The sequence below is a fragment of the Austwickia chelonae genome (assembly GCF_003391095.1).
GTDB lineage: Bacteria > Actinomycetota > Actinomycetes > Actinomycetales > Dermatophilaceae > Austwickia > Austwickia chelonae_A.
In genome coordinates, this window is the sequence record NZ_CP031447.1 from 1416816 (window position 1) to 1440838 (window position 24023).

Genomic DNA, 24023 nt, shown 5'->3' on the forward strand with positions numbered 1-24023 from the left:
AATCAGGACAAGCACTTTCGATAGAAAATCGATGACCGGTGAGCCAGAGCACGAAAGAATCGTCTTAGCGGCGGGTCTCTTTGTCACACAGTGGAACTTGTGTTCTTTTCGGGATGTGTGTGCGGAATCGGTCTCGAGCAACCTGCGTGGGTGTACGTGACGAACGGCCTTACGTCAGTACTCTGGGGGCACCATGTTGAACCGATTCGCACGTGCCTTCATCACCCGTCTGCTCACCCCCGTGGCGCGGGTAGCGCTACGGCTGGGACTGTCTCCGGACATGGTCACCGTCATCGGGACCATCGGGGTGTGCGTGGGTGCTTTGGCCTTCTACCCCCGTCACGAATTCCTCGTCGGAACGCTCGTCATCGTGGCTTTTGTCTTTTCCGACACCCTGGACGGCACGATGGCCCGGATCTCGGGGCGCACGAGTACCTGGGGGGCCTTCCTCGACTCGACGTTGGACCGCATCGGCGACGGAGCTGTCTTCGGCGGGCTCCTTCTGTGCTTCGCAAGTCGGCCGGGGGGCCAGCTCACTGCTTGGTTCGCGCTCGCTTGTCTGGTTTTTGGCTTCGTGACCAGCTATGCGCGGGCTCGAGCCGAAAGCTTGGGCGTGGAGGCTGCGAACGTCGGCATCGCCGAGCGTGCAGATCGGCTTGTGGTGGCGCTCGTAGCTACCGGGCTGACCGGTCTCTTCTCCTGGCCGGACATGGTACTGACGGTGACTTTGGGCATTTTGTCCGTAGCGAGTGCGATCACGGTGCTCCAGCGGATGATGGCCGTGCGTCGTCACATCCTCGCCAGTTCGTCGTGAACTGAGCTGACCGGTCTGCTGTGCTGCTGTCTCCAGTAGGCCGACCGGAATCTTCCTGACGGGAAACTGTGCCGCACTGGTTCGGCTCTCTCGGCGATCTGCTGGGGGTGGTTACGCCCGTGTGGCACTTGGCGTGCTCAGGGGGCTTGGTCTGACTCTGTCGATCGTCTGGACGGTTCAGTTCCCCTCTTCGTCGAAGACGATCTCGATCTCGCCGGTGGAGGCTGAGTTTTCTTCTGCTGCTAGCGGTCCCGTGTGGATCCAGGGGTGCTTCCCGGGCGGGACTAGGCTAAGCAACTGCCACACCTACTTGAACACCCGTTATGCTCGCGCACGACATCGACGAGATATGCCCATCCACGGGACAACGGGTGAGGCTCCCGCACAGCTGAGAAAGGCGACTCGACGTGAGCGATGCAATGACTTCCACCACCGGTACCTCGCGGGTGAAGCGCGGTATGGCCGAAATGCTCAAGGGCGGCGTGATCATGGACGTGGTCACCCCGGAGCAGGCCAAGATCGCCGAGGATGCCGGCGCCGTCGCCGTGATGGCTCTTGAGCGGGTCCCGGCCGACATCCGTGCCCAGGGCGGGGTCTCCCGCATGTCCGACCCGGACATGATCGCCGGCATCATCGAGGCCGTCTCCATCCCGGTGATGGCCAAGGCCCGCATCGGGCATTTCGTGGAAGCCCAAGTGCTGCAGAGCCTCGGCGTCGACTACATCGATGAGTCGGAGGTCCTGACTCCCGCCGACTACGAGAACCACATCGACAAATGGGCCTTCACGGTTCCTTTCGTCTGTGGCGCCACGAACCTCGGAGAAGCGCTGCGTCGGATCACCGAAGGTGCGGCCATGATCCGCTCCAAGGGCGAAGCCGGCACAGGCGATGTGTCCAATGCGACGACGCACATGCGGATGCTGCGCAAGGAGATCCGTCGGCTTCAGAACATGGCCGAGGACGAGTTGTACGTCGCGGCGAAAGAGCTGCAAGCTCCGTACGAGCTGGTCAAGGAAGTCGCCCAGGCCGGCAAGCTTCCGGTGGTCCTCTTCACCGCAGGTGGCATCGCCACCCCCGCCGACGCCGCGATGATGATGCAGCTCGGTGCCGAGGGTGTCTTCGTGGGCTCGGGCATCTTCAAGTCCGGGAACCCGGCGCAACGGGCTGCCGCCATCGTCAAGGCGACGACCTTCTACGACGACCCGTCGACGATCGCGGAGGTCTCCCGCGGTCTCGGCGAGGCGATGGTCGGCATCAATGTCGACGACATCCCTGTCCCGCACCGCCTTGCAGAACGGGGATGGTGAAAGTCCGAGCAGGGCAGACGACACATCGTGGTGTCGTCCAGGTCGCGGGGGCGATGACCCCCTCGACCGGAAAGCCCGCTCATGAGCAGGAGGGAAGCTCCTCACGATGAGCAGTCAAGAGAAGCCGTCCGGGGTGAAGAGCCCTGGAAGTACGGAGTTGACCGCCCCTGAGGGGGCAACGACTGCGGGGGCCGCGGCACCCGTTCATGACGCCGGCGATGTCGGTTACCACAAGACGTTGACCAGCCGTCAAGTACAGATGATCGCCATTGGTGGCGCGATCGGAGTGGGGCTCTTCCTCGGGGCAGGAGGCAGGCTGGCGAAAGCCGGCCCCTCGCTGATCCTCTCCTATGCGCTCTGTGGAATCGTCGCCTTCCTGCTGATGCGGGCGCTGGGTGAGCTGGTCATGTACCGCCGATCCAGCGGCTCCTTCGTCTCCTACAGCCGCGAGTTCTTCGGCGATCGTTGGGCCTATGCCTCCGGCTGGATGTACATGCTGAACTGGATGACTTCCGGCATTGCTGAGATCACCGCTGTAGCAACCTATTTCGCTAAATGGACGACGATGCCGCAGTGGATAGTCGCATTGTTGTCCCTCATCATCGTGCTCACGATCAACCTGCTCAGCGCGAAGGCCTTCGCCGAGCTGGAGTTCTGGGCTGCTCTGTTGAAGGTTGCCGCCTTGGTGACCTTCCTCATCGTGGGTACCTTCCTGGTCGTGACCCAAGCCCAGGTCGGGGGATACACGGCTGGACTGCACAACCTCAGCAGCCCGGACGGTTTCTTCCCCGACGGGAAGACGACGGCCTTCATCCTGGTCATGCAGGGCGTCATCTTCGCCTATGCCACCATCGAATTGGTCGGTACGGCGGCTGGGGAGACCCAGAATGCGGAGAAGGTCATCCCCAAGGCCGTCAAAGCCGTCATCTACCGGATCGCGCTCTTCTACGTCGGGTCGGTCTTCCTACTGGCCTGCCTGCTGCCGTACACCTCGTACAAGGCGGGGGAGAGTCCTTTCGTGACCGCCTTCGGTTCCATGGGCTACTCCTGGATGGGTGATCTGATGAATGTCATCGTCATCACCGCGGCACTGTCCTCCTGCAATTCGGGCCTGTACTCCACCGGCCGAATCCTTCGGTCGCTGTCCGCTGCGGGCGAAGCACCGAAGTTCACCAGCTACATGAACAAGCGCGGAGTACCTGCCGGCGGGATCCTGTTCACCGCTTCCGTGTACCTGTTGGGAGTTGCCCTGAACTACGTGGTACCCGCTCAGGCCTTCGAGATCGCCCTGGAGACAGCAGCGGTCGGCATCGTCTGGACGTGGATCACGATCTTCGCCTGTCAGCTCAGGCTGCGGAAGAAGATCAACGCGGGGGAGATCCCCGCCACCAATTTCCCGATGCCAGGGGCCCCGTACACCTCCTGGATCGGCATCATCGCGCTGATCGGCATCATCGGAATCATGGTCATCGACCCGGGGAAGGACTTCTACCAGTACAAGGTGCTGAGCGTCGCCGTGGTCTTCATCATCGGGATGTTCGCCGCCTGGCCCCTGGTCAGACGCAACAAGGAACGCAAACTGGTCGGGAAATCTGAGGAAGAACTCAGCTTCAACTGATGCTCGTGCTAGTAGGGAGCCTGGTCGTTCAGCGGCCGGGCTCCCTGCTGTCTCCGGACGGTGACCTCGACCGCTGTAGCAGGAGTGGACGACGAGATGTTGTGGGAAGCAGTAGTCTCACCGCTCGTGAACATTCCTACGATTGGCGTCCTGGCTGTCCAAGGCGATGTGCGGGAACACGCAGCTGCTCTGGAACGGTGCGGGAGCCGACCTGTTCTCGTACGCAGGACTTCAGAACTGGAGTCTTTGCACGGCCTGGTGATCCCCGGCGGTGAGTCCACGGTGATGGACAAGCTGGTCCGTGCCTTCGGTCTGCAGCAGCAGTTGAGGGAGTTGATCTCCCGGGGAACACCGGTCTACGGATCCTGCGCGGGCATGATCATGTTGGCCGACGAGGTGTTGGACGGACATCCTGAGCAGGAGACCCTGGGAGGTTTGGACGTGGTCGTACGTCGCAATGCCTTCGGTCGGCAGGTGGACAGTTTTGAAGAAGACCTGATCGTCAGAGGAATCGCCGACGCGGAGGCCCCCCTCAGGGCGGTGTTCATCCGGGCTCCCTGGGTCGAAGCGGTCGGGCCGCAGGTCGAAGTCCTGGCCGAGGTCGGCACCGAAGGCGCAGGGCGACGAGCAGTCGCCATCCGACAGGGGGGTCTGTTAGCCACCTCATTCCATCCGGAGATCGGTGGGGACGATCGGATCCACGCCGCATTCGTCGCGATGGTGCGTGACCGGTAAGATCGTCCAGGCCTTGTCGGATGTATTTTTTCCACACGGCCCGAGACCGGACCTGGTCCGCCGGCGGACCAGCGAGCCATGGCGTTGGCAGGCGCAGCTCAGCCTGCAGGTCAACGTGACGTCCAGCCGGCGCCAGCGATGAGAAAGAGCAGCAGCGATGAGTGGTCACTCCAAGTGGGCGACGACCAAGCACAAGAAGGCCGCGATCGACGCCAAGCGGGGCAAGCTCTTCGCGAAGCTGATCAAGAACATCGAGGTGGCCGCTCGTACCGGCGGTGGAGACCCCGCAGGCAACCCGACCCTTTACGACGCCGTCCAGAAGGCCAAGAAGGCGTCTGTCCCCAATGACAACATCGACCGCGCCGTCAAGCGCGGCTCGGGCGCTGAAGCAGGCGGCGCCGACTACCAGAACATCACCTACGAAGGCTACGCGCCTGGTGGAGTTGCTGTGCTCATCGAGTGCCTCACGGACAACCGCAACCGTGCGGCTTCAGAGGTACGCGTTGCGCTGACCCGTAACGGCGGGTCGTTGGCCGACCCCGGTTCGGTCTCCTACCTCTTCACCCGCAAGGGCGTCGTCATGGTGCCCAAGGCGCAGAAGGACGGCGAGACCACGGAGGACGCGCTGCTCGAGGTCGTGCTCGATGCAGGAGCCGAAGAGGTCGAGGACTACGGCGACAGCTTCCGGATCCTTTCCGAGGCCACGGACTTCGTCGGTGTGCGTACCGCTCTGCAGCAGGCCGGCATCGACTACGACTCGGCCGAGGCCGAGTTCGTCCCCAGCGTTGAGGTTCCTCTGGACGTCGACGGGGCACGCCGGATGATGCGTCTGGTCGATGCCCTCGAAGACAGCGACGACGTGCAGAACGTCTGGGTGAACGGTGACGTGTCCGATGAGGTCGCAGCTCAGCTCGACGACGAATGATCGGCCATTCAGGATGTGCCGCGCCGGAGGATTTCGGTGCGGCGCGCCCGATTCTGAGGAGTCAACGACCTGGGTAGGCTCCGATCAGGACGGATGTACGATCTGTACCTCGTGACTGCGGCGTCAGGGACCGGAGGAAAGGGTGATCCATGCGGGTGCTCGGCGTCGATCCCGGTCTGACTCGATGTGGGCTGGGTGTCGTCGAGGGCGGCGCAGGGAAGCCGTTACGCATGGTCGACGTCGGTGTGGTGCGTACTCCCAGCACTGACGACATCCCACAGCGGCTGCTCGCCGTGCAGATCGAGATCGAACGATGGATCGACCTGCACCGGCCCGACGCCATCGCGGTGGAACGGGTCTTCGCCCGCCATGACGTGTCGACCATCATGGGTACCGCTCAAGCCAGCGCGATCCCGATGCTGGCGGCTGCGCGCTTGCAGATACCGTTGGCATTGCACACTCCGAGCGAGATGAAGGCTGCGGTCACCGGGAACGGTCGGGCGGACAAGGCCCAGGTGACATCGATGATCACTCGTATTCTCCGGTTGAAGGAAGCACCACGTCCGGCCGACGCCGCCGATGCACTGGCCTTGGCTGTCTGTCATATCTGGCGAGGTGGGGCACATGATCGCATCGCAGAGGCCATGGCGAGACAACGTGCCACGATCAACCGGGTGCCCCGACGTGCCCCTCGGACAGGAAAGGTGACCTGATGATCGCTTCGGTGCAGGGAACGGTGTCCCACGTGGGGCTCGACCACGTCGTGGTCCAGGTCGGCGGGTTCGGGATGGTGACCCAGGTCACGCCGCGCACGGCGATGCAACTCCGACACGGTGAGGAAACCCTCCTGCACACGTCGATGATCGTGCGTGAAGACTCCATGACTCTTTACGGATTCGGGAACTACGAAGAAAGGGTGCTCTTCGACGTGGTGCAGACCGTTTCCGGTGTGGGGCCGCGTCTGGCTCTGGCCATGCTGTCGGTGCACTCCCCGGACGACCTGCGCCGCGCGATCTCCGGGGGAGAGATCACCACCCTGATGAAGGTCCCGGGCATAGGCAAGAAGGGCGCCGAGCGTCTGTTGTTGGAGCTTCGTGACAAGGTCACGGCTCTGCCGACCAAAGATGCACAGGAAGACGCCCCTGTTGAGCAGGACGACTCCTGGCGTGACCAGGTGAGAGAAGCCCTGACCGGGCTGGGCTGGTCGACGAAGCAGGCCGACACCGCACTGGAGAAGGTGTCAGCGGATCTGACCGGGACTCCTCGGGTTCCCGAAGTCCTCCGGGCTGCCTTGCGGGAGCTAGGCCGGTGACCGCCCCCGAGGCTGGAGGGCTCCACGAGGATCTGCGCTACGAAGATGGGTCTCACGACGTCACGGCGCGAGTGGTCGACCCCGTTCTCCGCCCGGAGGAGGACGAAGAGATTGTCGAAGCCGCCTTACGTCCTCGGCGGCTGGCCGAGTTCCCCGGGCAGACCAGGGTGTGCGATCAACTGGGGCTGGTTCTGGAAGCAGCTCGCAGACGTGGCACTCCGCCGGATCACGTGTTGCTCTCCGGCCCTCCCGGGCTCGGCAAGACCACCTTGGCGATGATCGTCGCAGCTGAGATGGGTGCCCAGATCCGGGTGACCAGCGGACCTGCGATCCAACATGCCGGAGACCTGGCGGCCATCCTGTCCAGCTTGGAAGAGGGCGAGGTGCTCTTCCTCGACGAGATCCACCGGATGTCCCGGCCAGCCGAGGAGATGCTCTACCTGGCGATGGAGGACTTCAGGGTCGACATCATCGTCGGTAAAGGAGCAGGAGCCACCGCCATTCCTCTGGAGCTACCGACCTTCACGGTGGTCGGTGCTACGACGAGAGCCGGGTTGCTGCCTGCTCCGCTGCGTGACCGTTTCGGTTTCACCGCACATCTCGACTACTACGACGAGGCGGACCTGCTCAAGATCGTCCGTCGTTCGGCCCGGTTGCTCGGCGTCGACTCCGATGATGCCGGAGTCGCTGAGATCGCCCGGCGTTCGAGGGGGACCCCCCGGATCGCGAACCGCTTGCTCCGACGGGTCCGGGACTGGGCGCAGGTGCACGGCGGTCATGTGGTGAACCATGAGGCGGCCACTGCGGCTCTTTCACTGTTCGATGTCGACCCTCGAGGACTGGACCGCCTGGATCGGGCTGTTCTTTCTGCCTTGTGTCTTCGCTTCGGCGGTGGACCGGTCGGTCTGACGACCTTGGCCGTCGCGGTCGGCGAGGAACCGGATACCGTCGAGACGGTCGCCGAACCGTACCTGGTGCGTGAAGGATTCATGATCCGGACGCCTCGCGGTCGGGCGGCATCGGGGCTCGCATGGTCCCACCTGGGGCTCACTCCGCCGCCCGAGACGGTGGGACGGATACCAGGCACCGCCACAGGGCAGGGGATGCCCGGGAAGCCAGGGGATACCGGGGGACGGCTGGGCAGTGGTCAGGAGGTCCTGTGACCCTATAGGTGGCGCGGCGTGTTGGCTTACTTGACAAGAACTCACCTAGACTCGCTCGGGTGCCGGCGGAGGCTTGACGAGCATGATGCCCGTCACCAAGCGCGGGCCCTGGCGTAATCGAGGACTCACACTGATGGCGAAGAATCCACATCGGCGCACGCCGATACGCACGCTTTTAGCGATGCTGTTGATCACGGTCGGGCTGGCCGGTTTCCTCGGCGCGGCACACATATGGGGAGGTGCGCAGCTCACCCCCAAACTGGGCCTCGACCTCGAGGGCGGAACCCAGATGATCCTGAAACCACAGGTTCGTCAGGGCGAGGACGTGAACACCGAGCAGCTCTCACGCGCCGTGGACATCATCCGCAAGCGTGTCGACGGGCAAGGTGTGGCCGAAGCAGAGGTCAGCACCCTGGGCACCAATATCGTGGTGACCGTTCCGGGCAAGATCTCCCAGGAGCAGCAACGGGCTTTGGAGCAATCCAGCCAGATGCGTTTCCGGCCGGTGCTGGCGGTGCTCCCCATAGGGAACCCAGGACAGGAACCGGGCGGCAACCCGACGAGCTTGCCTGGTGCTCCCTCGACCCTGCCCGGAGGTCCCTCGAGCAGCGCGCCGGCGACGTCGAGCGGCGCACCGAAGCCTTCCACCTCGGCTGCCCCAGGTGCATCACCGGCCGGGAAAGCCACCACCAGTGCTGCCCGTGGCGGTGTTCCCCAGGTGCTTCAGCGGCCTGACCTTTCTCAGCACGAAGCTCCCGTGGCCAAGGCCAGCACGACCCCGCCGCCGTCCGGCAGCGCCACCACGCCGCCCAAGACCCCGGCTGCGCCGCCGCCGGCGCCGTCGAAGACCGGAGGCAACCCCTTCACGAGCGCACCGCCGGCGCCCCCCGGCACCGGGACCCCTCCGAAGTGGTCCGACGCGGTGAAGGACGACCCCAAGCGACTGACCGAATACGCGACGCATGTCGGTTGGCTCACCCCTGAGCTCCAGCAGCAGGCGACCGCCTTGCAGTGCCCGCAGAAGGATCATGACCCGACCAAAGAAGACCTGACCAAACCCCTTGTGGTGTGCGGCAGCCCGAATGAGAAGGCCGGCGGCCAAGTCACCGAGAAGTACGTCCTGGGCCCGTCGGTGCTGACCGGCGACAGCCTTGCCGATGCAGCCAGTGGCATGCAGACCACCCAGCAGGGTGCGACGACCGGTCAGTGGATGGTCACCCTGCGTATGCAGAGCGGACATGCCACCGACGTGTACGCCGCGGTCAGCCAGGCGATGGTTCCTCTCCAGCAGCCTCGGAACCAGCTGGCCGTCGTGCTGGACAACAAGGTCATCTCCGCGCCGTACTTCCAGAATGCGATCAACAACGGGGAAGCCCAGATTTCGGGCAATTTCACCTCCGAGTCGGCCAAGCTGCTTGCCGACCAGTTGAAGTTCGGTGCGCTGCCCATTTCCTTCCAGGCACAGGAACTCCAGGACATCAGCCCGACGATCGGTGGTGACCAGCTCAGCAAAGGTCTGATCGCCGGTGGCATCGGTCTGCTCCTCGTGATCGTCTACTCGCTCTTCCAGTACCGGGCCCTGGGCCTGGTTACGGTGGCCTCGATCGTCGTGGTCGCCATCCTGACCTACCTGACCATCACCTTGTTCGGTTGGAGTCAGAACCTGCGACTGACCATGGCCGGTGTCACCGGTGCCATCGTGGCGATCGGTACGACAGCGGACAGCTTCATCGTCTACTTCGAACGTGTCCGTGACGAGATCCGGGAAGGCCGTGCGTTGCAGGCAGCGGTCCAGACCGGCTGGGCCCGGGCCAAGCGCACCATCCTGGTCTCCGACGGTGTGAACTTCCTCGCAGCGGCGGTGCTCTACGTCCTCGCCGCGAGCAACGTCCGAGGCTTCGCGTTCATGTTGATGTGGACGACGATCCTGGACATCCTGGTGACCTTCCTGTTCACTCACCCGCTGCTCGCCTGGCTGTCGACGACCCGCTTCTTCGGCGGAGGGCACCCGTGGTCGGGCCTGTCGCCTGATCGGCTGGGTGCGGTTCCTCGCTACCGTGGTCGTGGACGGGTGCGGACCACCCCGAGCAGCGGTCGGCGCACTACTGGAACCGAAGAGGTGACCGCGTGAATATCGCAGCTTTCGGTAATGACCTCTATACGGGTAAGCGTTCGATCGATTTCATCGGTCGGCGTCGGACCTGGTATCTGGTCTCCGTGATCCTCTTCGTGATTGCGATGCTGGGATTGGGCGTTCGCCAGCTGAATCTCGGTATCGAGTTCACCGGCGGTTCCGATTTCCGGATCACCAAGGTCAATAACTTCGACAGCTTTGAGCAACGGGCCCGTTCGGTCATCTCATCGACCGGTCAGGTCGAGGGAGCCAAGGTCACCAAGGTCGGTGGCTCCGACGTCCGGGTCGAGACCGAACGTTTCGACCCGGACAAGGCGAAGACTGTCTCGGACGCCCTGGCGAAGGAGTTCGGGGTCACTCCCGAGAATGTCACCACCAGTGTCATCGGCCCGTCCTGGGGAGCCTCGGTCAGCAAACAGGCTCTGCAGGCCTTGGCCTGGTTCCTCTTGCTGGTTTCCGTGGTGCTCGCGATCTACTTCCGGACCTGGAAGATGTCACTGGCCGCACTGGTCGCGCTCTTCCACGACATCTTCATCACCGTGGGTATCTATTCGTTGGCAGGCTTCGAAGTCACCCCAGCCTCCATGATCGGTTTCCTCACCATCCTCGGGTACTCGCTCTACGACACGGTCGTCGTGTTCGACAAGGTGCGGGAGAACACCGATGAGGCGATCAGCAGTGGTCGGAAGAACTTCACCGAAGCCGCGAACCTGGCCATCAACCAGACGCTGGTGCGCTCGATCAACACCACTGTGGTGGCGTTGCTCCCGGTGGGCGCGATCCTCGTGATGGGGCTTGCCGTGATCGGTCCGGGAACATTGACCGACCTGTCATTGGCACTCTTCGTCGGTATCGCCGTCGGTGCTTATTCCTCGATCTTCATCGCGACGCCGCTCTACGCCCACCTGCGGGACCACGAACCCGAGATGCAGAAGCTGGCTCATCAGGTGGAACGGCGTAAGGAGAAAGAAGCAGCTCGTGCGCTCAAAGCGGGTACTGCTGATGTCTCCGACGGCGACGAGTCGGCCGAAGAGCGATCTGCGCGTCGTAGGGCGTTGACGGAGACGGCAAGCCTCCCGGCCGTCGACGACGACTCCGATGGCGACCGGACAGCCACCGGGCGGGCCATCCACCCGTCCTTGCAGAACGGCCCGCGTAATCAGCCTCGACGCCTGCCGAGGTCGAAACGATGACCGCCTCTGCGCTCTCACTCGAAGAGATCGTGCTGGCCCGGTTGCGGGAGGTCCCCGATTTCCCGCAACCGGGGGTGCTTTTCCGGGACTTCACCCCCTTGCTGCGTGACGGGGCTGCGCTGCAGACCGTGGTCGACGATGTCGCCCGCAGGTATCGCGGACGGGTGGATGCAGTGGTCGGGTTGGAGGCCCGGGGCTTCATCATCGGCTCTGCCGTGGCCTATACCCTGGGAGTGGGTTTCGTTCCGGTGCGTAAAGAGGGAAAGCTCCCAGCTGCCAAGGTCAGCGCCGAATACGGTTTGGAGTACGGTCGTGCGACGGCTGAGATGCACTCCGACGCGCTGATCGGTGCCCGGCGGGTCCTCATCGTCGACGATGTGCTGGCCACCGGCGGGACAGCGGCTGCGGCCTGTTCGCTGGTGGAACAGGCCGGTGGTGAAGTGGTCGGCATCGACGTCCTGATCGAGCTCTCCAGTCTCAACGGTCGAGAGGTCTTGGAGAACTACGAGGTCCACACGATCGTCTCTCTCTGAGGGCAACTATCATCTGTGCATGGATGCAGCCGACGGCTCACAGGCACGTACAGGCTCTTCGGTGGCTGGCACGACGGTCGATCCCGATCGTGAACAGCCACCGAAGCCTGGTGCGTCGGCACCTGCTTCACCCCAGCCGGAAGCCCCTGGCCCGGTAGGAGTTCTTCCTCCGACGGCGCCGGTAGCTGCGTCGTCCTCCTCGAGGGTCCGAGCCAGGCTTGCTCGGTTCGGGGGGCCGCGGCACCACGCCCATCCTGCTCTGGAACCCATCCTCCGAGTGGTGAAGCAGACCCACCCGAAGGCTGACACCGGGGTGATCGAGCGGGCCTACGAAGTTGCTGAGCGGGCCCACGAAAGCCAGGTACGCAAGAGCGGCGACCCGTACATCACCCACCCGCTCGCGGTGACCCTGATCCTGGCCGAGCTGGGGATGACCCCGCCGACCTTGGCCGCTGCGCTTCTGCACGACACCGTTGAGGACACTTCCTATTCGCTGGACGAGCTCCGTCGTGACTTCGGTGACGAGATCGCCATGCTGGTCGACGGGGTCACCAAGCTCGACAAGGTCAGGTACGGGGAAGCCGCGCAGGCCGAGACCGTGCGGAAGATGGTCGTCGCGATGGCCCGGGACATCCGGGTTCTCATGATCAAACTGTCAGACCGATTGCACAATGCGCGCACCTGGAAGTACGTCCCGCCACGGTCGGCGGAGAAGAAGGCCAAGGAGACGCTGGAGATCTACGCTCCGCTGGCGCACCGGCTGGGCATGAACACGATCAAGTGGGAGCTCGAAGACCTGTCGTTCGCCACGTTGTACCCGCGGGTCTACGAGGAGATCGTGCGGATGGTCGCCGAGCGGGCACCAGCACGTGACGAATATCTGACGCAGGTCAAGCAGCAGGTGTCGGACGACCTGAAGACCTCGAGGATCACAGCCGTGGTCTCTGGGCGTCCGAAGCACTACTACTCGGTCTATCAGAAGATGATCGTGCGGGGGCGCGACTTCGAGGACATCTACGACCTGGTCGCGGTGCGGGTGTTGGTGGACTCGGTGCGAGACTGTTACGCCGCGTTGGGGGCGATGCACGCCCGGTGGAAGCCCATGCCGGGGCGTTTCAAGGACTACATCGCGATGCCGAAGTTCAACATGTACCAGTCGTTGCATACGACGGTACTGGGGCCGGAGGGTAAGCCGGTCGAGATCCAGATCCGGACACACACCATGCACCGGCGGGCCGAGTACGGTATCGCGGCGCACTGGAAGTACAAGGAGACCGGCTCGAAAGCGGCCGAAGCTCCTCAGGACGACACGACGGACATGGCCTGGCTGCGTCAGTTGCTGGATTGGCAGCGGGAGACGGCCGATCCCGGAGAATTCTTGGAATCCCTGAGATTCGAGATCAATACCCGTGAGGTGTATGTCTTCACGCCCAAGGGCGGGGTGGTGGCACTTCCGGCCGGGGCGACTCCGGTCGATTTCGCGTACTCGGTGCACACCGAGGTCGGACATCACTGCATCGGGGCCAGGGTGAACGGTCGCCTGGTCCCTTTGGAGAGCACCCTCGACAATGGCGACATCATCGAGGTGCTCACCAGCAAGGCCGATGGCGCGGGACCGTCACGAGACTGGCTGACTTTTGTGAAGAGCCCTCGGGCACGGAACAAGATCCGTCAGTGGTTCAGCAAGGAGCGCAGGGAAGAAGCCATCGAGTCCGGCCGGGACGCCATCGCCAAGGCGATGCGGAAACAGAATCTGCCGATGCAGCGGCTCATGGGCGGAGAAACCATGGCTGCAGTGGTGCAGCAGCTGCGCTACGTCGATATCGACAGTTTGTATGCGGCGGTCGGTGAGGGACACGTCTCTGCGCACAGCATCGTGGAGAAGGTGGTCTCAGCGCATGGTGGTGCCGAGGGCGCCACTGAAGACATGGCTGAGGCAACGGTTCCCGGTCGCGGGCGAAGCCGGAAACCCACCGACCCGGGGGTCGTGGTTGTCGGGGCGTCTGACGTGTGGGTCAAGTTGGCCAAGTGTTGTATGCCGGTGCCGGGGGACCAGATCATCGGTTTCGTCACCCGAGGCCACGGGGTATCGGTGCACCGGAAGGACTGCCCCAATGCCTCGACGTTGAACGACCAGCCGGATCGGTTGATCGATGTCGAGTGGGCGCCCTCCTCGGGGAGCATGTTCTTGGTGGCCATTCAGGTGGAGACCTTGGACCGGAGCGGGCTCTTGGCCGATGTCACCAGGGTTTTGGCCGACCACCATGTCAACATCCTGTCGGCGACCGCGCAGACGGCGCGCGATCGAGTGGCGAGCCTAAGGCTGACCTTCGAGATGGGGGACCCGAGCCATCTCGACCACGTGATTCGGGCCGTGCGCCGGATCGATGGAGTCTTCGACGTCTTCCGGATCAAGGGCGGACGGCCCGAACACCGAGGGTGACGCTCGATCGGGTGTCGGATTGTTCGGCGCTTTGACGAGGGCGGGCCCGGCGAAGAAGAACTTCTCCGCCGGGCCCGCCCCGGTGTCGTAGAGCGTCGACGTTTTCTCGTCAGCCGCCGAATTCGGCCAGGCCGCTGCGTGCCTGTTCCAGCCAGGCCTCGCGGGCCTCGAGGGCCTCCTTGGCCTTGCTGATCTTGCGAGCATCGCCGCTGGCTTCAGCTTTGGCGAGGTCGGCGCGCAGACCGTCGCAGGCTGCTTCGAGCTGGGTGACCAGGCTCTGGGCGCGTGCGGCGACCTCGGGGTTGGTGCGCTGCCACTTGCGATCTTCCGCTTCGCGGACAGCAGCTTCGACACGCCGCATGCCCTTCTCGATGCGGTCGAGATCCGCCCGGGGTACCTTCCCGGCAGCATCCCACTTCTCCTGCAGCTGGCGCAGGGAGGACTTGGTCGCGTCGAGGTCCTTGACCGGTAGCAGTGCCTGGGCCTGCTTGAGCAGCTCTTCCTTGACCTTGAGGTTCGCCGTGAATTCTTCGTTCTCGGCGGCGACGACCTGGTCCTTGGCGGCGAAGAAGCTGTCCTGAGCGGCTTTGAACCGGGCCCAGAGCGCATCGTCGTCGGTCCGGGAGGCGCGTCCGGCCTGGCGCCACCGGTCCATCAGACGTTTGAAGGCGCCTGCGGTCGATCCCCAGTCGGTGCTCTGAGCGAGTTTCTCGGCTTCGGTGACGAGTTCCTCTTTGGCCGTCTTCGCAGCAGCCTGGGCATTGCCCAGCTGCGCGAAGTGGACGCGACGGACCTTGTCGAAGCTGTTGCGGGCCCCGGAGAGCCGGTGCCACAGCGCCTGCTCGGTCTCCCGGTCGAGCTTGGGCCCCTCGCGTTGCGCGGTTTTCCAGTCGTCGAGCAGCTGACGCATCTGGGCGCTGCTGGCCTTCCACTGGATGCGTTCCTCGGGCTGAGCCGCGATCTTCTCGGCCGCCTCGACGATCTCGACACGGCGTGCCGTGGCGGCTTCACGGGCTTGGGCGCGTTCGGCGGCTTCCACCTGCTTGCGGGCTTCGACCGCGGTGGCGACATGTTCCACCTTGGCAGCCAGAGCGACGAGGTCGCCGACAGCGCGGAGGTCCTGGACGGTTTCGCGCAGTTTGGCCAAGCCGTCGGTCGCTTCTTTGGTGGACAGCTCGGTCTGGGTGACCCGCTGGAGGAGGAGATCGGCCTGGGCGTTGACCTCGTCGTACTTCCGGGTGAAGTACGCCAGTGCTTCCTCGGGTGTGGCGCCGGGGTAGGAGCCCACGTCCTTCTCGCCGTCAGGGGTGATCACGTAGACGGTGCCATCGTCGGCCACACGACCGAACTCGGAGGATCGCACTCCAGGGGTGGTGGGGTGCAGACGTCCGGCCACCTGCGCGGGGCTCGGAGGGGGAGTCTTCGCCAGGGATGCGGGCGAAGGGTTCGCGGTTTCGGCTGCGGGCGAGGTCTCGCCAGCGGCCGTGGACTCCACCGTCGGGGTGGAGTCGGGTGAGGCGTTCGGCGCGGTCGGCTCGGACACGGCAGGGGCCTTCCTGAGTGGACACCGACCGGCGCCGGGAGGCGTCCGTCGGTTCGAAAAAGTAACGTGCCTGACACGATAGCCGCATGTGGGGGAAGGAGGGAGGGTCGAGTCCATCAGTCGGTGACGGCGCGTCGCTCTGCGCCGGTAGGCTGGGCAGGTGTTGGTCATCGGTTTTCCTGCTGCGGCTTTCGGGACGAACTGTTTTGTCGTGGCCCAGGCCGCGCATGAGGAGTGCCTCGTCATCGACCCTGGTATCGGCGTTGTCGACCGTCTGGAGTCGGTGCTCAGCGAGCATGCGCTGAAACCTGCGGCGGTCCTGCTGACGCATGGACACATCGACCACACCTACTCGGTGACTCCGGTGTGTGATTCTCACGCAGTGGCCGCCCATGTCCACAGCGCGGACCGTTACCGGCTTCAGGACGCTCTGGCCCAGTTGGACCCGCAGCTGACGGCGATGTTGGGACCCCAGTGCAACAGGGTCGCGACCTGGCGTGATCCGGAGGAGATCGTCGAACTTGCCGACGGGGTCGAGCTCTCCTTGGCCGGTCTGACGGTGCGGGTGGTGCATGCGCCGGGTCATACGGAAGGGTCGGTCATGTTCGGGATCGACGGTCTTCCCGAGGGGGTGGACCCGGAGGCGGGTCTGTCCCGCACCTTGTTCTCCGGGGACGTGCTCTTCGCCGGGAGTGTCGGGCGGACCGACCTGCCCGGTGGGTCGGACCAGGTGATGCGCTCGACCCTGCGCGACGTGGTTCTTGCGCAACCGGACGACACCTTGGTGCTGCCCGGCCACGGCCCCGCGACCACGATCGGTCATGAACGGTCGGACAACCCTTTCCTTCAGTCTTTGTGAGATGCGGTGGCCATGCACGGTCACCATGATTTGAGGATCCCCAATACCTATGAACTCGCAGAAGATCACACCGTTGTCGGGCTTCCCGGAGTGGCTGCCGGAGCAGCGGATCGTCGAGCAGTACTTCCTGGACGTCATCCGGTCCACGTTCGAGAGCCACGGTTTCGTGGGGATCGAGACGCGTGCCGTGGAACCGGTGTCCCGTCTGTTGGGGAAAGGCGGTGACGCGGACAAGGAGATCTACGGTGTGAACCGGTTGGCGGCCAAGGAGGTCGACCAGTCACGTGAGGACTCGCTGGGGTTGCATTTCGATCTGACGGTGCCCTTCGCCCGGTACGTGTTGGAGAACTCCGGTCGTCTGGTCTTCCCCTTCCGTCGCTACCAGATCCAGAAGGTGTGGCGAGGGGAACGTCCTCAGGACGGGCGTTTCCGGGAGTTCACTCAGGCAGATATCGACATCGTCGACGCGGGCTCCTTGCCCTTCCACTACGAGGTGGAGCTTCCGCTGGTCATCGCGGATGCCTTCTCCAAGCTCCCGATCGGCCCCTTCCGGATCCAGGTCAACAACCGGCGTATCCCGGAGGGCTTCTACCTGGGCCTGGGGATTCCGGAGAGCGAGATCGTGACGGTCCTGCGGATCGTGGACAAATTGGACAAGGTCGGTCCGGAGGTGTGCTCCACGATGCTGGTGGAGGCCGGTCGTACCCCGGAGCAAGCGGCTCACTGTCTGGCGTTGGCAGCGATCTCTTCCTCGGATTCCTCGTTCGTGGATCGTGTGCGCGACTTGGGTGTCGTCCACCCGCTGCTGGAGGAGGGTCTCGAACAGCTGAGCACGGTGATGGAAGCTGCGGCCGAGCACGCGCCAGGGTTGTTGGTCGCCGACCTGAAGGTCGCTCGCGGTCTGGACTATTACACCGGAACGGTCTACGAGACTCAGCTGATCGGTCAGGAGTCTTACGGGTCGGTGTGTTCCGGTGGTCGTTATGACGCCTTGGCCGCCGACGGCCGGACGACCTATCCGGGTGTCGGGATCTCGATCGGGGTCTCCAGGTTGGTGGCGAAGTTGATGCCGACCCTGGTGGCTACCCGGCGTACTCCGTCGGCCGTTCTGGTCTCTTTGGCCACGGAGGAGGGGCGCGCACCCGCGATGCGGATTGCCGCGAGGCTGCGGGAGCGGGGGATCGCCTGCGAAGTGGCGCCGAGTGCGGCGAAGTTCGGGAAGCAGATCAAGTTCGCTGACCGCCGCGGTATCCCGTTCGTCTGGTTTCCCGAATGGACGGATGCTGAGGGCATCTGTCGTCCCGCTTCGGTGAAGGACATTCGTAGTGGCGAGCAGGTGGAGGCCGACCCGGAGACCTGGACGCCTCCGACGGAGGATCTTTTCCCTCAGGTGGTCTCGGTGATCTGAGTCGCTCGTCGGTTCTCGTCTCTGCGGGCGCTGGGCTCTTCCTCTGTTCGAAGCGAGGCACGCGCCCGCAGTGGCCGGATAATGACACGCCTTACCCCTCTATGTGATGGAGATCACAGGCTGGGGTCCTCGGATGTGGTCGTCAGTCGGCGTTGCGGGGCATCCCGGTCGGGAACCAGCTGTAAACCGCTGGGAATGCAACCTTTTCGGTCCTCGGAGGGCTCGTTCCGATCCTGCTTGCGAGCGGTCGTGATCAGGTAACTCGTCCTGAAATGGACGGATCTGGACAAGGCGGTGTCACTCTCCGGGAACTGACATGACATATTCAGGCGTGAGTAGGACGATCGACTCAGTAGCCGGGGGGCTGAACAACACAAGGGGGACTCGACCGTGACCACAGACCGAGCCACGGCCCTCGAGGCAAGCATGCGTACTTGGCTCGACCACCTGCGCGTGGAAAAAGGCGTCGCACGGAACACCATGCTCTCCTACGGTCGCGACTTGCGCCGATATCAGGAGTTCTTGACCCGCAGAGAGATCACCCAGATCGACAAGGTCACCCGGCGAGATGTCACCGACTTCCTGGTGGACCTCCGTGAAGGTGGACCCGGAAGGGTTCCGCTCTCTGCCGCGTCCGCCGCCCGCTCCTTGGTGGCCGTCCGGGGATTGCACCGCTTCCTCTACCTGGAAGGTGCCACCCCGACCAACCCCGGAGCCGATGTCACTCCGCCGCGACCGGCCCAACGCCTCCCCAAATCGATGTCCACCACAGACATCGAACGCCTCCTCGCCGCCGCCAGCCTTGGCGACACGCCGGTGTCCTTGCGCGATCGGGCGCTCCTGGAGCTTCTCTACGGATCGGGTGCGCGCATCAGCGAGGCCATCGGGCTCGATGTCGACGACATCGACATCGATGCCGGAACGGTCCGGTTGCGCGGCAAAGGCGGCAAGGAACGTGTCCTTCCCGTCGGGCAGTACGCACGTGACGCCGTCGGTGCCTATCTCGTCCGCGGACGACCGAGCCTGATCCGGGGAAAGATTCCTGGTCCGGCCGTTTTCCTCAACCAAAGAGGAGGGCGTCTCTCCCGGCAGAGCGCCTGGGCACTTCTTCAAGGAGCTGCAGAACGTGCAGGCCTGAAGAATGCGGTCAGTCCCCATACTCTCCGGCATTCGTTTGCCACCCATATGCTCGAAGGAGGTGCGGATGTGCGAGTAGTCCAAGAGTTGCTCGGACATGCCTCGGTAGCCACCACACAGATCTATACCTTGGTCACCGTGCAACATCTGCGTGAGGTTTATGCGCAGACGCATCCACGTGCTAGGTGATGGCGTTGATAGAGTCGTCAGACGATTGGCGTGACGCCGAACGCAAGCACGACTGGAGGGCATTCATGAGCTCGAAGGTGGGCAGTCGCACTACTGGTCATGAATCCGTGATTCTTCATGACCATTTACCGGGAAGCGACGCCGAAGACCTCGGACTCGTCGGACCTACAGGTCGCCCGATGCCGAGTTTCTCTGAACCGCAACCATTGTCAGCACATGGCCCGGCAAGGGTCATCGCCATGTGCAATCAAAAAGGCGGGGTCGGTAAAACCACGACCACGATTAATCTCGGGGCAGCGCTCGCCGAACTCGGCCGCAAGGTCCTGCTGATCGATTTCGACCCCCAAGGTGCCCTGTCGGTGGGTTTGGGAATTCGCGCCAATGAATTAGACCTGACCATTTACAATCTGCTGGTGGAGCGATCCCACGATATTCACGACGTGATCGTCCATACGCGAACATCAGGGCTCGATGTGGTCCCGGCGAATATCGACCTTTCCGCAGCGGAAGTACAACTCGTCGGCGAGGTCGCCCGCGAAATGGTGCTGGCCCGAGCCATCAGACCTGTCCTCGACGAATACGACGTCGTGCTGATCGACTGCCAACCGTCCTTGGGTTTACTCACGGTCAACGCCCTCACCGCCGCACACGGGGTGATGATCCCCCTCGAATGCGAATTCTTCGCCATGCGTGGTGTCGCATTGCTGGTGGAGACCATCGAGAAAGTCTGCGACCGCCTCAACCCCCGGCTGGAGATCGACGGCATCCTCGCCACCATGTACGACGGACGCACCCTGCACAGCCGCGAAGTGGTCCGCAGCGTCGTGGATCACTTCCAGGAACAGGTCTTCCACACGGTGATCACCCGGACGGTCAAATTCCCGGACGCCACCCTCGCCGCTGAGCCCATCACCAGCTATGCACCGGGAACCAGCGCGGCCGAGTCCTACCGGCAGCTCGCCTGGGAACTCATCGCACGAGGGGGTGCAGCCTGAGCTCTCAGGCCGCAGCAACACCGACCATCCCCTCCACGGAGGACATGAGGAGACCTTCCTCCTCAGCCCGGGAAGAGCTCGTCCCCGGAGGTGTGCTGACCAAACGTGGAACGAGTACGCCCTTCGAAGTACACCTGGACCAGTTCGACGGGCCCTTCGACCTGCTCCTGGGGCTGATCGGCAAGAGACGCCTGGATGTCACCGAGATCGCCCTGGCCGCAGTGACCGACGACTTCATCGCGCACCTGCGGGCCCAGCAGCAATGCGGTGACGACTGGGACCTGTCCGAGACCACGGAATTCCTCCTGGTCGCCTCGACCCTGCTCGATCTCAAAGCCGCCCGGCTGCTGCCGCGACTGAGCGACGAGGAAGAAGACCTGGAACTCATCGAAGCCAGGGACCTCCTCTTCGCCCGGCTGCTCCAATACCGGGCCTTCAAGGAGATCTCGGTGATCTTCGCCGATCGGATGGACACCGTGGGTCGTGCCATGCCTCGACAAGCCGGGTTGGAAGCACGCTTCGCGACGCTGCTCCCGGAACTGAGGCTAGGCGTGGATCCGGACCGGTTGGCGCGGATCGCTGCCGGAGCGATCACCCCGAAAGCGCCCCCGGCCGTCGCCGTGGAACATCTGCACGCCGCGAAGGTGAACGTGCGCGAACAGGCTCTCCTCGTGATGCAACGGCTCCGGGTCCACGGGCCGCTCTCCTTCGCCGATCTGGTCGCCGACGCGGAGACCGTCCTGGTCGTCGTCGCGCGTTTTCTGGTCCTGCTGGAACTCTTCCGGGACGCTGTGGTGACCTTCGACCAGTCGGACCCGCTCGGCCCGTTGACGGTGCACTGGAGCGGGCCTGCCGAGGGCGACGGCGAGCATGTCGTCCGCTGGGACGAAGACGAATATCCGGCTTCGGTCGAGGCGCCGGGCCGAGAACGACAAGGGGACGGCAGGCAGTGAGACAGGAACGTAACGGCAGCCTTGAGCAGGTCGGCGGGCAAGCGGCAGGAGTCGGCGCCACAGATGCCGACGTCCACAGCCTTCCTGGCGGTGCCCGCAGCGCCCTTGAAGCCGTGCTGATGGTGGTGGAAGAACCGGTCTGCGAGGAAGATCTGGCCAGAGCGCTCCGCCTGCCCGAAGCCGAGGTGCATGTTCTGGTCACCGGCCTGGCCCAGGAATACGACGACGAAGGGCGCGGCTTCGCGCTCCGTTATGTCAACGGGGGGTGGCGCTATTACGCTCGTCACGAGCACGCCTCGGTCGTGGAACGTTTCGTCCTGGACGGTCAACGAGCCCGGCTGTCCCAGGCAGCGCTGGAAACACTTGCGGTGATCGCCTATCGGCAACCGGTCTCCCGCGCCAGGATCAGCGCGGTCAGAGGGGTCAACGTCGACGGTGTCGTCCGCACACTGCAAACTCGAGGGTTGATCCATGAAGTCGGCACTGACCCCGAACGCGGTGCCGTGCTCTACGGGACGACCGAGTACTTCCTCGACAGGTTGGGCATCTCCTCCCTGGACGAGCTGCCCGCACTCGCACCGTATCTGCCTGAGGCCGACATGGTCGAGGACATCGCATTGGAAGGTGGCGCATGAACACACAGGGAAACAGGGGAGACCGCGCACGACGCGGTTCCGGCGGCGGACAGGGGGCCCGGCGGGGTTCTTCCGGGAAACCGGCCCACGGCTCGTCCGGCCAGGGCAAGAAGGCTCGTCAGTCTTCCGGCGGTGCCTCCGCAGGCCGAGGTAGGCCCGCTCGCGCCGGAGGCGGCCAGACCGGTGGCAAGGGGCGCCCGGTCAGCGGTCGTCGCCGTACCCCGATGAAGACCGCGCCGACGCCTCGCACCCCGGTCGTGGACGTCCACGACCCCGATGGCGTGCGCCTGCAGAAACTGCTCGCCGGAGCCGGGGTGGGCAGCCGCCGCACCTGCGAGCTCCTCATCGCTGCCGGACGTGTCGACGTCGACGGTCAGACCGTGACCGAACTGGGGGTGCGGGTCGACCCATTGCGGCAGGTGGTGCGCGTCGACGGCGAACGGATCCAACTCGACCCCTCCCGGGTCTACCTGGCGCTGAACAAGCCACTCGGCGTGGTCTCTACGATGAGCGACGAACTGGGCCGTCCCTGCGTCGGCGACCTCGTCCAAGGACGCAGCGAACGACTGTTCCACGTCGGCCGACTCGACTCGGACACTGACGGTCTGCTGCTGCTCACCAACGACGGCGAACTGGCCAACCGGTTGCAACACCCGTCCTACGGGGTGCCGAAGACCTATATCGCGACCGTTCCCGGCCCGGTCGGCCGCGACGTCGGCCGCACCCTGCGCGCCGGAGTGGAACTGGAGGACGGCGTGGTCGCCGTCGACAGCTTCCGACTCATCGACTCCCTGCCGGGGAAGGCCATCGTCGAGGTCGTCCTCCACGAGGGCAAGAAACACATCGTGCGGCGACTGCTGGAAGCCGTCGGCCACCCCGTGCTCACCCTGACCCGCACCAATGTCGGCCCGGTGCGGATCGGCGACCTGAAGACGGGCCGGATGCGTCCCCTGAACGGCAAGGAGATCGCCGCGCTGTACACGGCGGCCGGGCTGTGAACCACGCCGATCTCCGACACATCAGAGTCGTCGGAACCGGACTGATCGGCGCCAGCGTCGGTCTGGCCTTGCGCCGGGCCGGCGCCCAGGTCACCCTGGACGATCCGTCGCCCACTGCGGCAGCCCTGGCCCGTGATCTCGGCGCGGGCAGGCTCCCCGCCGCCGATGACCACGAGCCCGACCTCGTCGTCGTCGCCGCTCCGCCGGATGTCGTCGCCACCGTGGTCGTCCACGCCCTGCGGCAGTGGCCCCGAGCGGTGGTCACCGATGTGGCTTCGGTGAAGGCCACCGTCCTGCGGACGGCCTCCCGGCTGCTTCGTGACCAGGAAGCCGACCCTGGAGCGCTTTCCCGCTATGTCGGGGGGCACCCCATGGCCGGACGGGAACGCAGCGGAGCCGTCGCAGCCCGTGAAGACCTCTTCGAGGGGCGTCCTTGGGTGGTCTGTGCCCACCCCGGCGCCGCCCCGGAGGCCGTCGACGCCGTCGCTTGGATGGCCACCCGAGCCGGGGGCTCGGTCGTGCACATGTCGGCGGAGGACCATGACGCAGCCGTCGCTGCGGTCTCCCACACTCCGCAGCTGGCCGCCAGTCTCGTCGCCGCTCGGCTGCGCGACCTGCCCTCCGACGCGGTGGGACTCTCCGGCCAAGGGGTCCGCGATGTCACTCGTATCGCCGAGAGCGACCCTGCCCTGTGGACGCAGATCCTCGCCGGAAACGCCCGCCCAGTAGCCGATGTCGTCACCGCGCTCCGCGACGACCTGAACATCGTCCTCGACGCCTTGACTGCGCTCGCCGACGATCCAGATGAAGCTCCTGGCGCCCGGGCAGCGCTGGCCCGGGCGGTGGCTACCGGACAGTCTGGACGTGCCCGTATCCCTGGCAAGCATGGTGCGGCCTCGGCCCGCTACGGCGTGGTCACCGTCGTCGTCCCGGACACCCCGGGCACCATCGGTCGGCTGCTCACCGAGGTCGGCGACGCCGGCGTGAACCTGGAGGACCTGCGAATCGAACACGGAGTGGGGCGTCCCGTCGGCACCGTCGAGTTGGTCGTTCTACCGGCCGCTGTCGATCCGCTCGCCCGTGAGCTGACCGCGCTGGGATGGTCCGTCCACGTCTGAGCGGAACCGCC

At 64.6% G+C, this 24023-nt stretch carries 21 protein-coding genes; 20 read left to right on the forward strand and 1 reads right to left on the reverse strand.

Annotation, left to right across the window (positions count from 1 at the left end; all coding sequences use genetic code 11):
• Positions 1-193: 193 nt before the first annotated feature.
• The 12 genes from pgsA to DX923_RS06315 all read left to right on the forward strand — a co-directional run bounded on the left by pgsA (position 194) and on the right by DX923_RS06315 (position 14177).
• Positions 194-814 (forward strand): phosphatidylinositol phosphate synthase, encoded by a 621-nt coding sequence (pgsA, locus tag DX923_RS06260; RefSeq protein WP_116113483.1) that lies wholly within the window; start codon positions 194-196, stop codon positions 812-814.
• Between the two features lie 419 nt (positions 815-1233).
• The gene (gene pdxS, locus DX923_RS06265; RefSeq protein ID WP_116113485.1) at positions 1234-2121 is read left to right on the forward strand and encodes a pyridoxal 5'-phosphate synthase lyase subunit PdxS; all 888 of its coding nucleotides are present in this window, start codon (positions 1234-1236) and stop codon (positions 2119-2121) included.
• A gap of 106 nt (positions 2122-2227) precedes the next feature.
• Positions 2228-3739: an amino acid permease gene (locus DX923_RS06270; RefSeq protein ID WP_116113487.1), complete on the forward strand. Its 1512-nt coding sequence runs from the start codon at positions 2228-2230 to the stop codon at positions 3737-3739.
• Between the two features lie 126 nt (positions 3740-3865).
• A complete protein-coding gene (gene pdxT / locus DX923_RS06275) occupies positions 3866-4474 on the forward strand; it encodes a pyridoxal 5'-phosphate synthase glutaminase subunit PdxT (RefSeq protein WP_240322815.1) in 609 nt (202 codons plus the stop codon).
• Positions 4475-4631: 157 nt separating this feature from the next.
• On the forward strand, positions 4632-5399 hold the full coding sequence (locus DX923_RS06280; RefSeq protein ID WP_116113490.1) for a YebC/PmpR family DNA-binding transcriptional regulator: 768 nt from the start codon (positions 4632-4634) through the stop codon (positions 5397-5399).
• Positions 5400-5548: 149 nt separating this feature from the next.
• Positions 5549-6112, forward strand: a complete 564-nt coding sequence (ruvC, locus tag DX923_RS06285; protein ID WP_116113492.1) for a crossover junction endodeoxyribonuclease RuvC — start codon at positions 5549-5551, stop codon at positions 6110-6112.
• Positions 6112-6711, forward strand: coding sequence for a Holliday junction branch migration protein RuvA (ruvA, locus tag DX923_RS06290; RefSeq protein WP_116113494.1), 600 nt, complete (start codon positions 6112-6114; stop codon positions 6709-6711). Before ruvC ends, ruvA begins: the two co-directional genes overlap by 1 nt.
• A complete protein-coding gene (gene ruvB, locus DX923_RS06295; RefSeq protein ID WP_430732293.1) occupies positions 6708-7874 on the forward strand; it encodes a Holliday junction branch migration DNA helicase RuvB in 1167 nt (388 codons plus the stop codon). The genes ruvA and ruvB overlap by 4 nt, the downstream gene beginning before the upstream one ends.
• Before the next feature lie 133 nt (positions 7875-8007).
• Positions 8008-10005: a protein translocase subunit SecD gene (gene secD / locus DX923_RS06300; protein ID WP_240322774.1), complete on the forward strand. Its 1998-nt coding sequence runs from the start codon at positions 8008-8010 to the stop codon at positions 10003-10005.
• Positions 10002-11201, forward strand: a complete 1200-nt coding sequence (gene secF, locus DX923_RS06305) for a protein translocase subunit SecF (protein WP_116113496.1) — start codon at positions 10002-10004, stop codon at positions 11199-11201. The genes secD and secF overlap by 4 nt, the downstream gene beginning before the upstream one ends.
• Entirely contained in the window at positions 11198-11734 is a 537-nt protein-coding gene (locus DX923_RS06310) for an adenine phosphoribosyltransferase (protein WP_116113497.1), read from the forward strand. The genes secF and DX923_RS06310 overlap by 4 nt, the downstream gene beginning before the upstream one ends.
• Positions 11735-11753: 19 nt before the next feature.
• A complete protein-coding gene (locus DX923_RS06315; RefSeq protein ID WP_240322775.1) occupies positions 11754-14177 on the forward strand; it encodes a RelA/SpoT family protein in 2424 nt (807 codons plus the stop codon).
• 109 nt (positions 14178-14286) lie between these two features.
• On the opposite strand, the gene DX923_RS06320 is transcribed toward DX923_RS06315, so the two are convergent.
• Entirely contained in the window at positions 14287-15720 is a 1434-nt protein-coding gene (locus DX923_RS06320; RefSeq protein ID WP_116113501.1) for a DUF349 domain-containing protein, read from the reverse strand.
• A gap of 160 nt (positions 15721-15880) precedes the next feature.
• On the opposite strand from DX923_RS06320, the gene DX923_RS06325 reads away from it, so the two are divergent.
• The 8 genes from DX923_RS06325 to DX923_RS06360 all read left to right on the forward strand — a co-directional run bounded on the left by DX923_RS06325 (position 15881) and on the right by DX923_RS06360 (position 24012).
• Entirely contained in the window at positions 15881-16579 is a 699-nt protein-coding gene (locus DX923_RS06325; protein WP_116113502.1) for an MBL fold metallo-hydrolase, read from the forward strand.
• Between the two features lie 49 nt (positions 16580-16628).
• Positions 16629-17987, forward strand: coding sequence for a histidine--tRNA ligase (gene hisS / locus DX923_RS06330; protein WP_116113504.1), 1359 nt, complete (start codon positions 16629-16631; stop codon positions 17985-17987).
• Positions 17988-18377: 390 nt separating this feature from the next.
• Entirely contained in the window at positions 18378-19313 is a 936-nt protein-coding gene (gene xerD, locus DX923_RS06335; protein ID WP_116113506.1) for a site-specific tyrosine recombinase XerD, read from the forward strand.
• 65 nt (positions 19314-19378) lie between these two features.
• Positions 19379-20308, forward strand: coding sequence for a ParA family protein (locus tag DX923_RS06340; RefSeq protein WP_116113508.1), 930 nt, complete (start codon positions 19379-19381; stop codon positions 20306-20308).
• A 44-nt stretch (positions 20309-20352) separates the two neighbouring features.
• Entirely contained in the window at positions 20353-21261 is a 909-nt protein-coding gene (locus DX923_RS06345; RefSeq protein ID WP_162872819.1) for a segregation and condensation protein A, read from the forward strand.
• Positions 21258-21896, forward strand: a complete 639-nt coding sequence (gene scpB / locus DX923_RS06350; RefSeq protein ID WP_240322776.1) for an SMC-Scp complex subunit ScpB — start codon at positions 21258-21260, stop codon at positions 21894-21896. Before DX923_RS06345 ends, scpB begins: the two co-directional genes overlap by 4 nt.
• Complete coding sequence (locus DX923_RS06355) at positions 21893-22894, forward strand: pseudouridine synthase (protein WP_116113510.1); 1002 nt, start codon at positions 21893-21895, stop codon at positions 22892-22894. The genes scpB and DX923_RS06355 overlap by 4 nt, the downstream gene beginning before the upstream one ends.
• Positions 22891-24012, forward strand: a complete 1122-nt coding sequence (locus DX923_RS06360; RefSeq protein WP_116113511.1) for a prephenate dehydrogenase — start codon at positions 22891-22893, stop codon at positions 24010-24012. Before DX923_RS06355 ends, DX923_RS06360 begins: the two co-directional genes overlap by 4 nt.
• Positions 24013-24023 lie beyond the last annotated feature (11 nt).

What these genes read in the sequence shown, in the direction of transcription:
- DX923_RS06310 (WP_116113497.1), top strand. Translation starts at nt 11,198, where the DNA reads ATGACCGCCTCTGCGCTCTCACTCGAAGAGATCGTGCTGGCCCGGTTG.
- DX923_RS06340 (WP_116113508.1), top strand. Translation starts at nt 19,379, where the DNA reads ATGAGCTCGAAGGTGGGCAGTCGCACTACTGGTCATGAATCCGTGATT.
- secD (WP_240322774.1), top strand. Translation starts at nt 8,008, where the DNA reads ATGGCGAAGAATCCACATCGGCGCACGCCGATACGCACGCTTTTAGCG.
- pdxS (WP_116113485.1), top strand. Translation starts at nt 1,234, where the DNA reads ATGACTTCCACCACCGGTACCTCGCGGGTGAAGCGCGGTATGGCCGAA.
- ruvC (WP_116113492.1), top strand. Translation starts at nt 5,549, where the DNA reads ATGCGGGTGCTCGGCGTCGATCCCGGTCTGACTCGATGTGGGCTGGGT.
- DX923_RS06315 (WP_240322775.1), top strand. Translation starts at nt 11,754, where the DNA reads ATGGATGCAGCCGACGGCTCACAGGCACGTACAGGCTCTTCGGTGGCT.
- DX923_RS06345 (WP_162872819.1), top strand. Translation starts at nt 20,353, where the DNA reads ATGAGGAGACCTTCCTCCTCAGCCCGGGAAGAGCTCGTCCCCGGAGGT.
- DX923_RS06280 (WP_116113490.1), top strand. Translation starts at nt 4,632, where the DNA reads ATGAGTGGTCACTCCAAGTGGGCGACGACCAAGCACAAGAAGGCCGCG.
- pgsA (WP_116113483.1), top strand. Translation starts at nt 194, where the DNA reads ATGTTGAACCGATTCGCACGTGCCTTCATCACCCGTCTGCTCACCCCC.
- DX923_RS06355 (WP_116113510.1), top strand. Translation starts at nt 21,893, where the DNA reads ATGAACACACAGGGAAACAGGGGAGACCGCGCACGACGCGGTTCCGGC.
- DX923_RS06270 (WP_116113487.1), top strand. Translation starts at nt 2,228, where the DNA reads ATGAGCAGTCAAGAGAAGCCGTCCGGGGTGAAGAGCCCTGGAAGTACG.
- ruvA (WP_116113494.1), top strand. Translation starts at nt 6,112, where the DNA reads ATGATCGCTTCGGTGCAGGGAACGGTGTCCCACGTGGGGCTCGACCAC.
- hisS (WP_116113504.1), top strand. Translation starts at nt 16,629, where the DNA reads ATGAACTCGCAGAAGATCACACCGTTGTCGGGCTTCCCGGAGTGGCTG.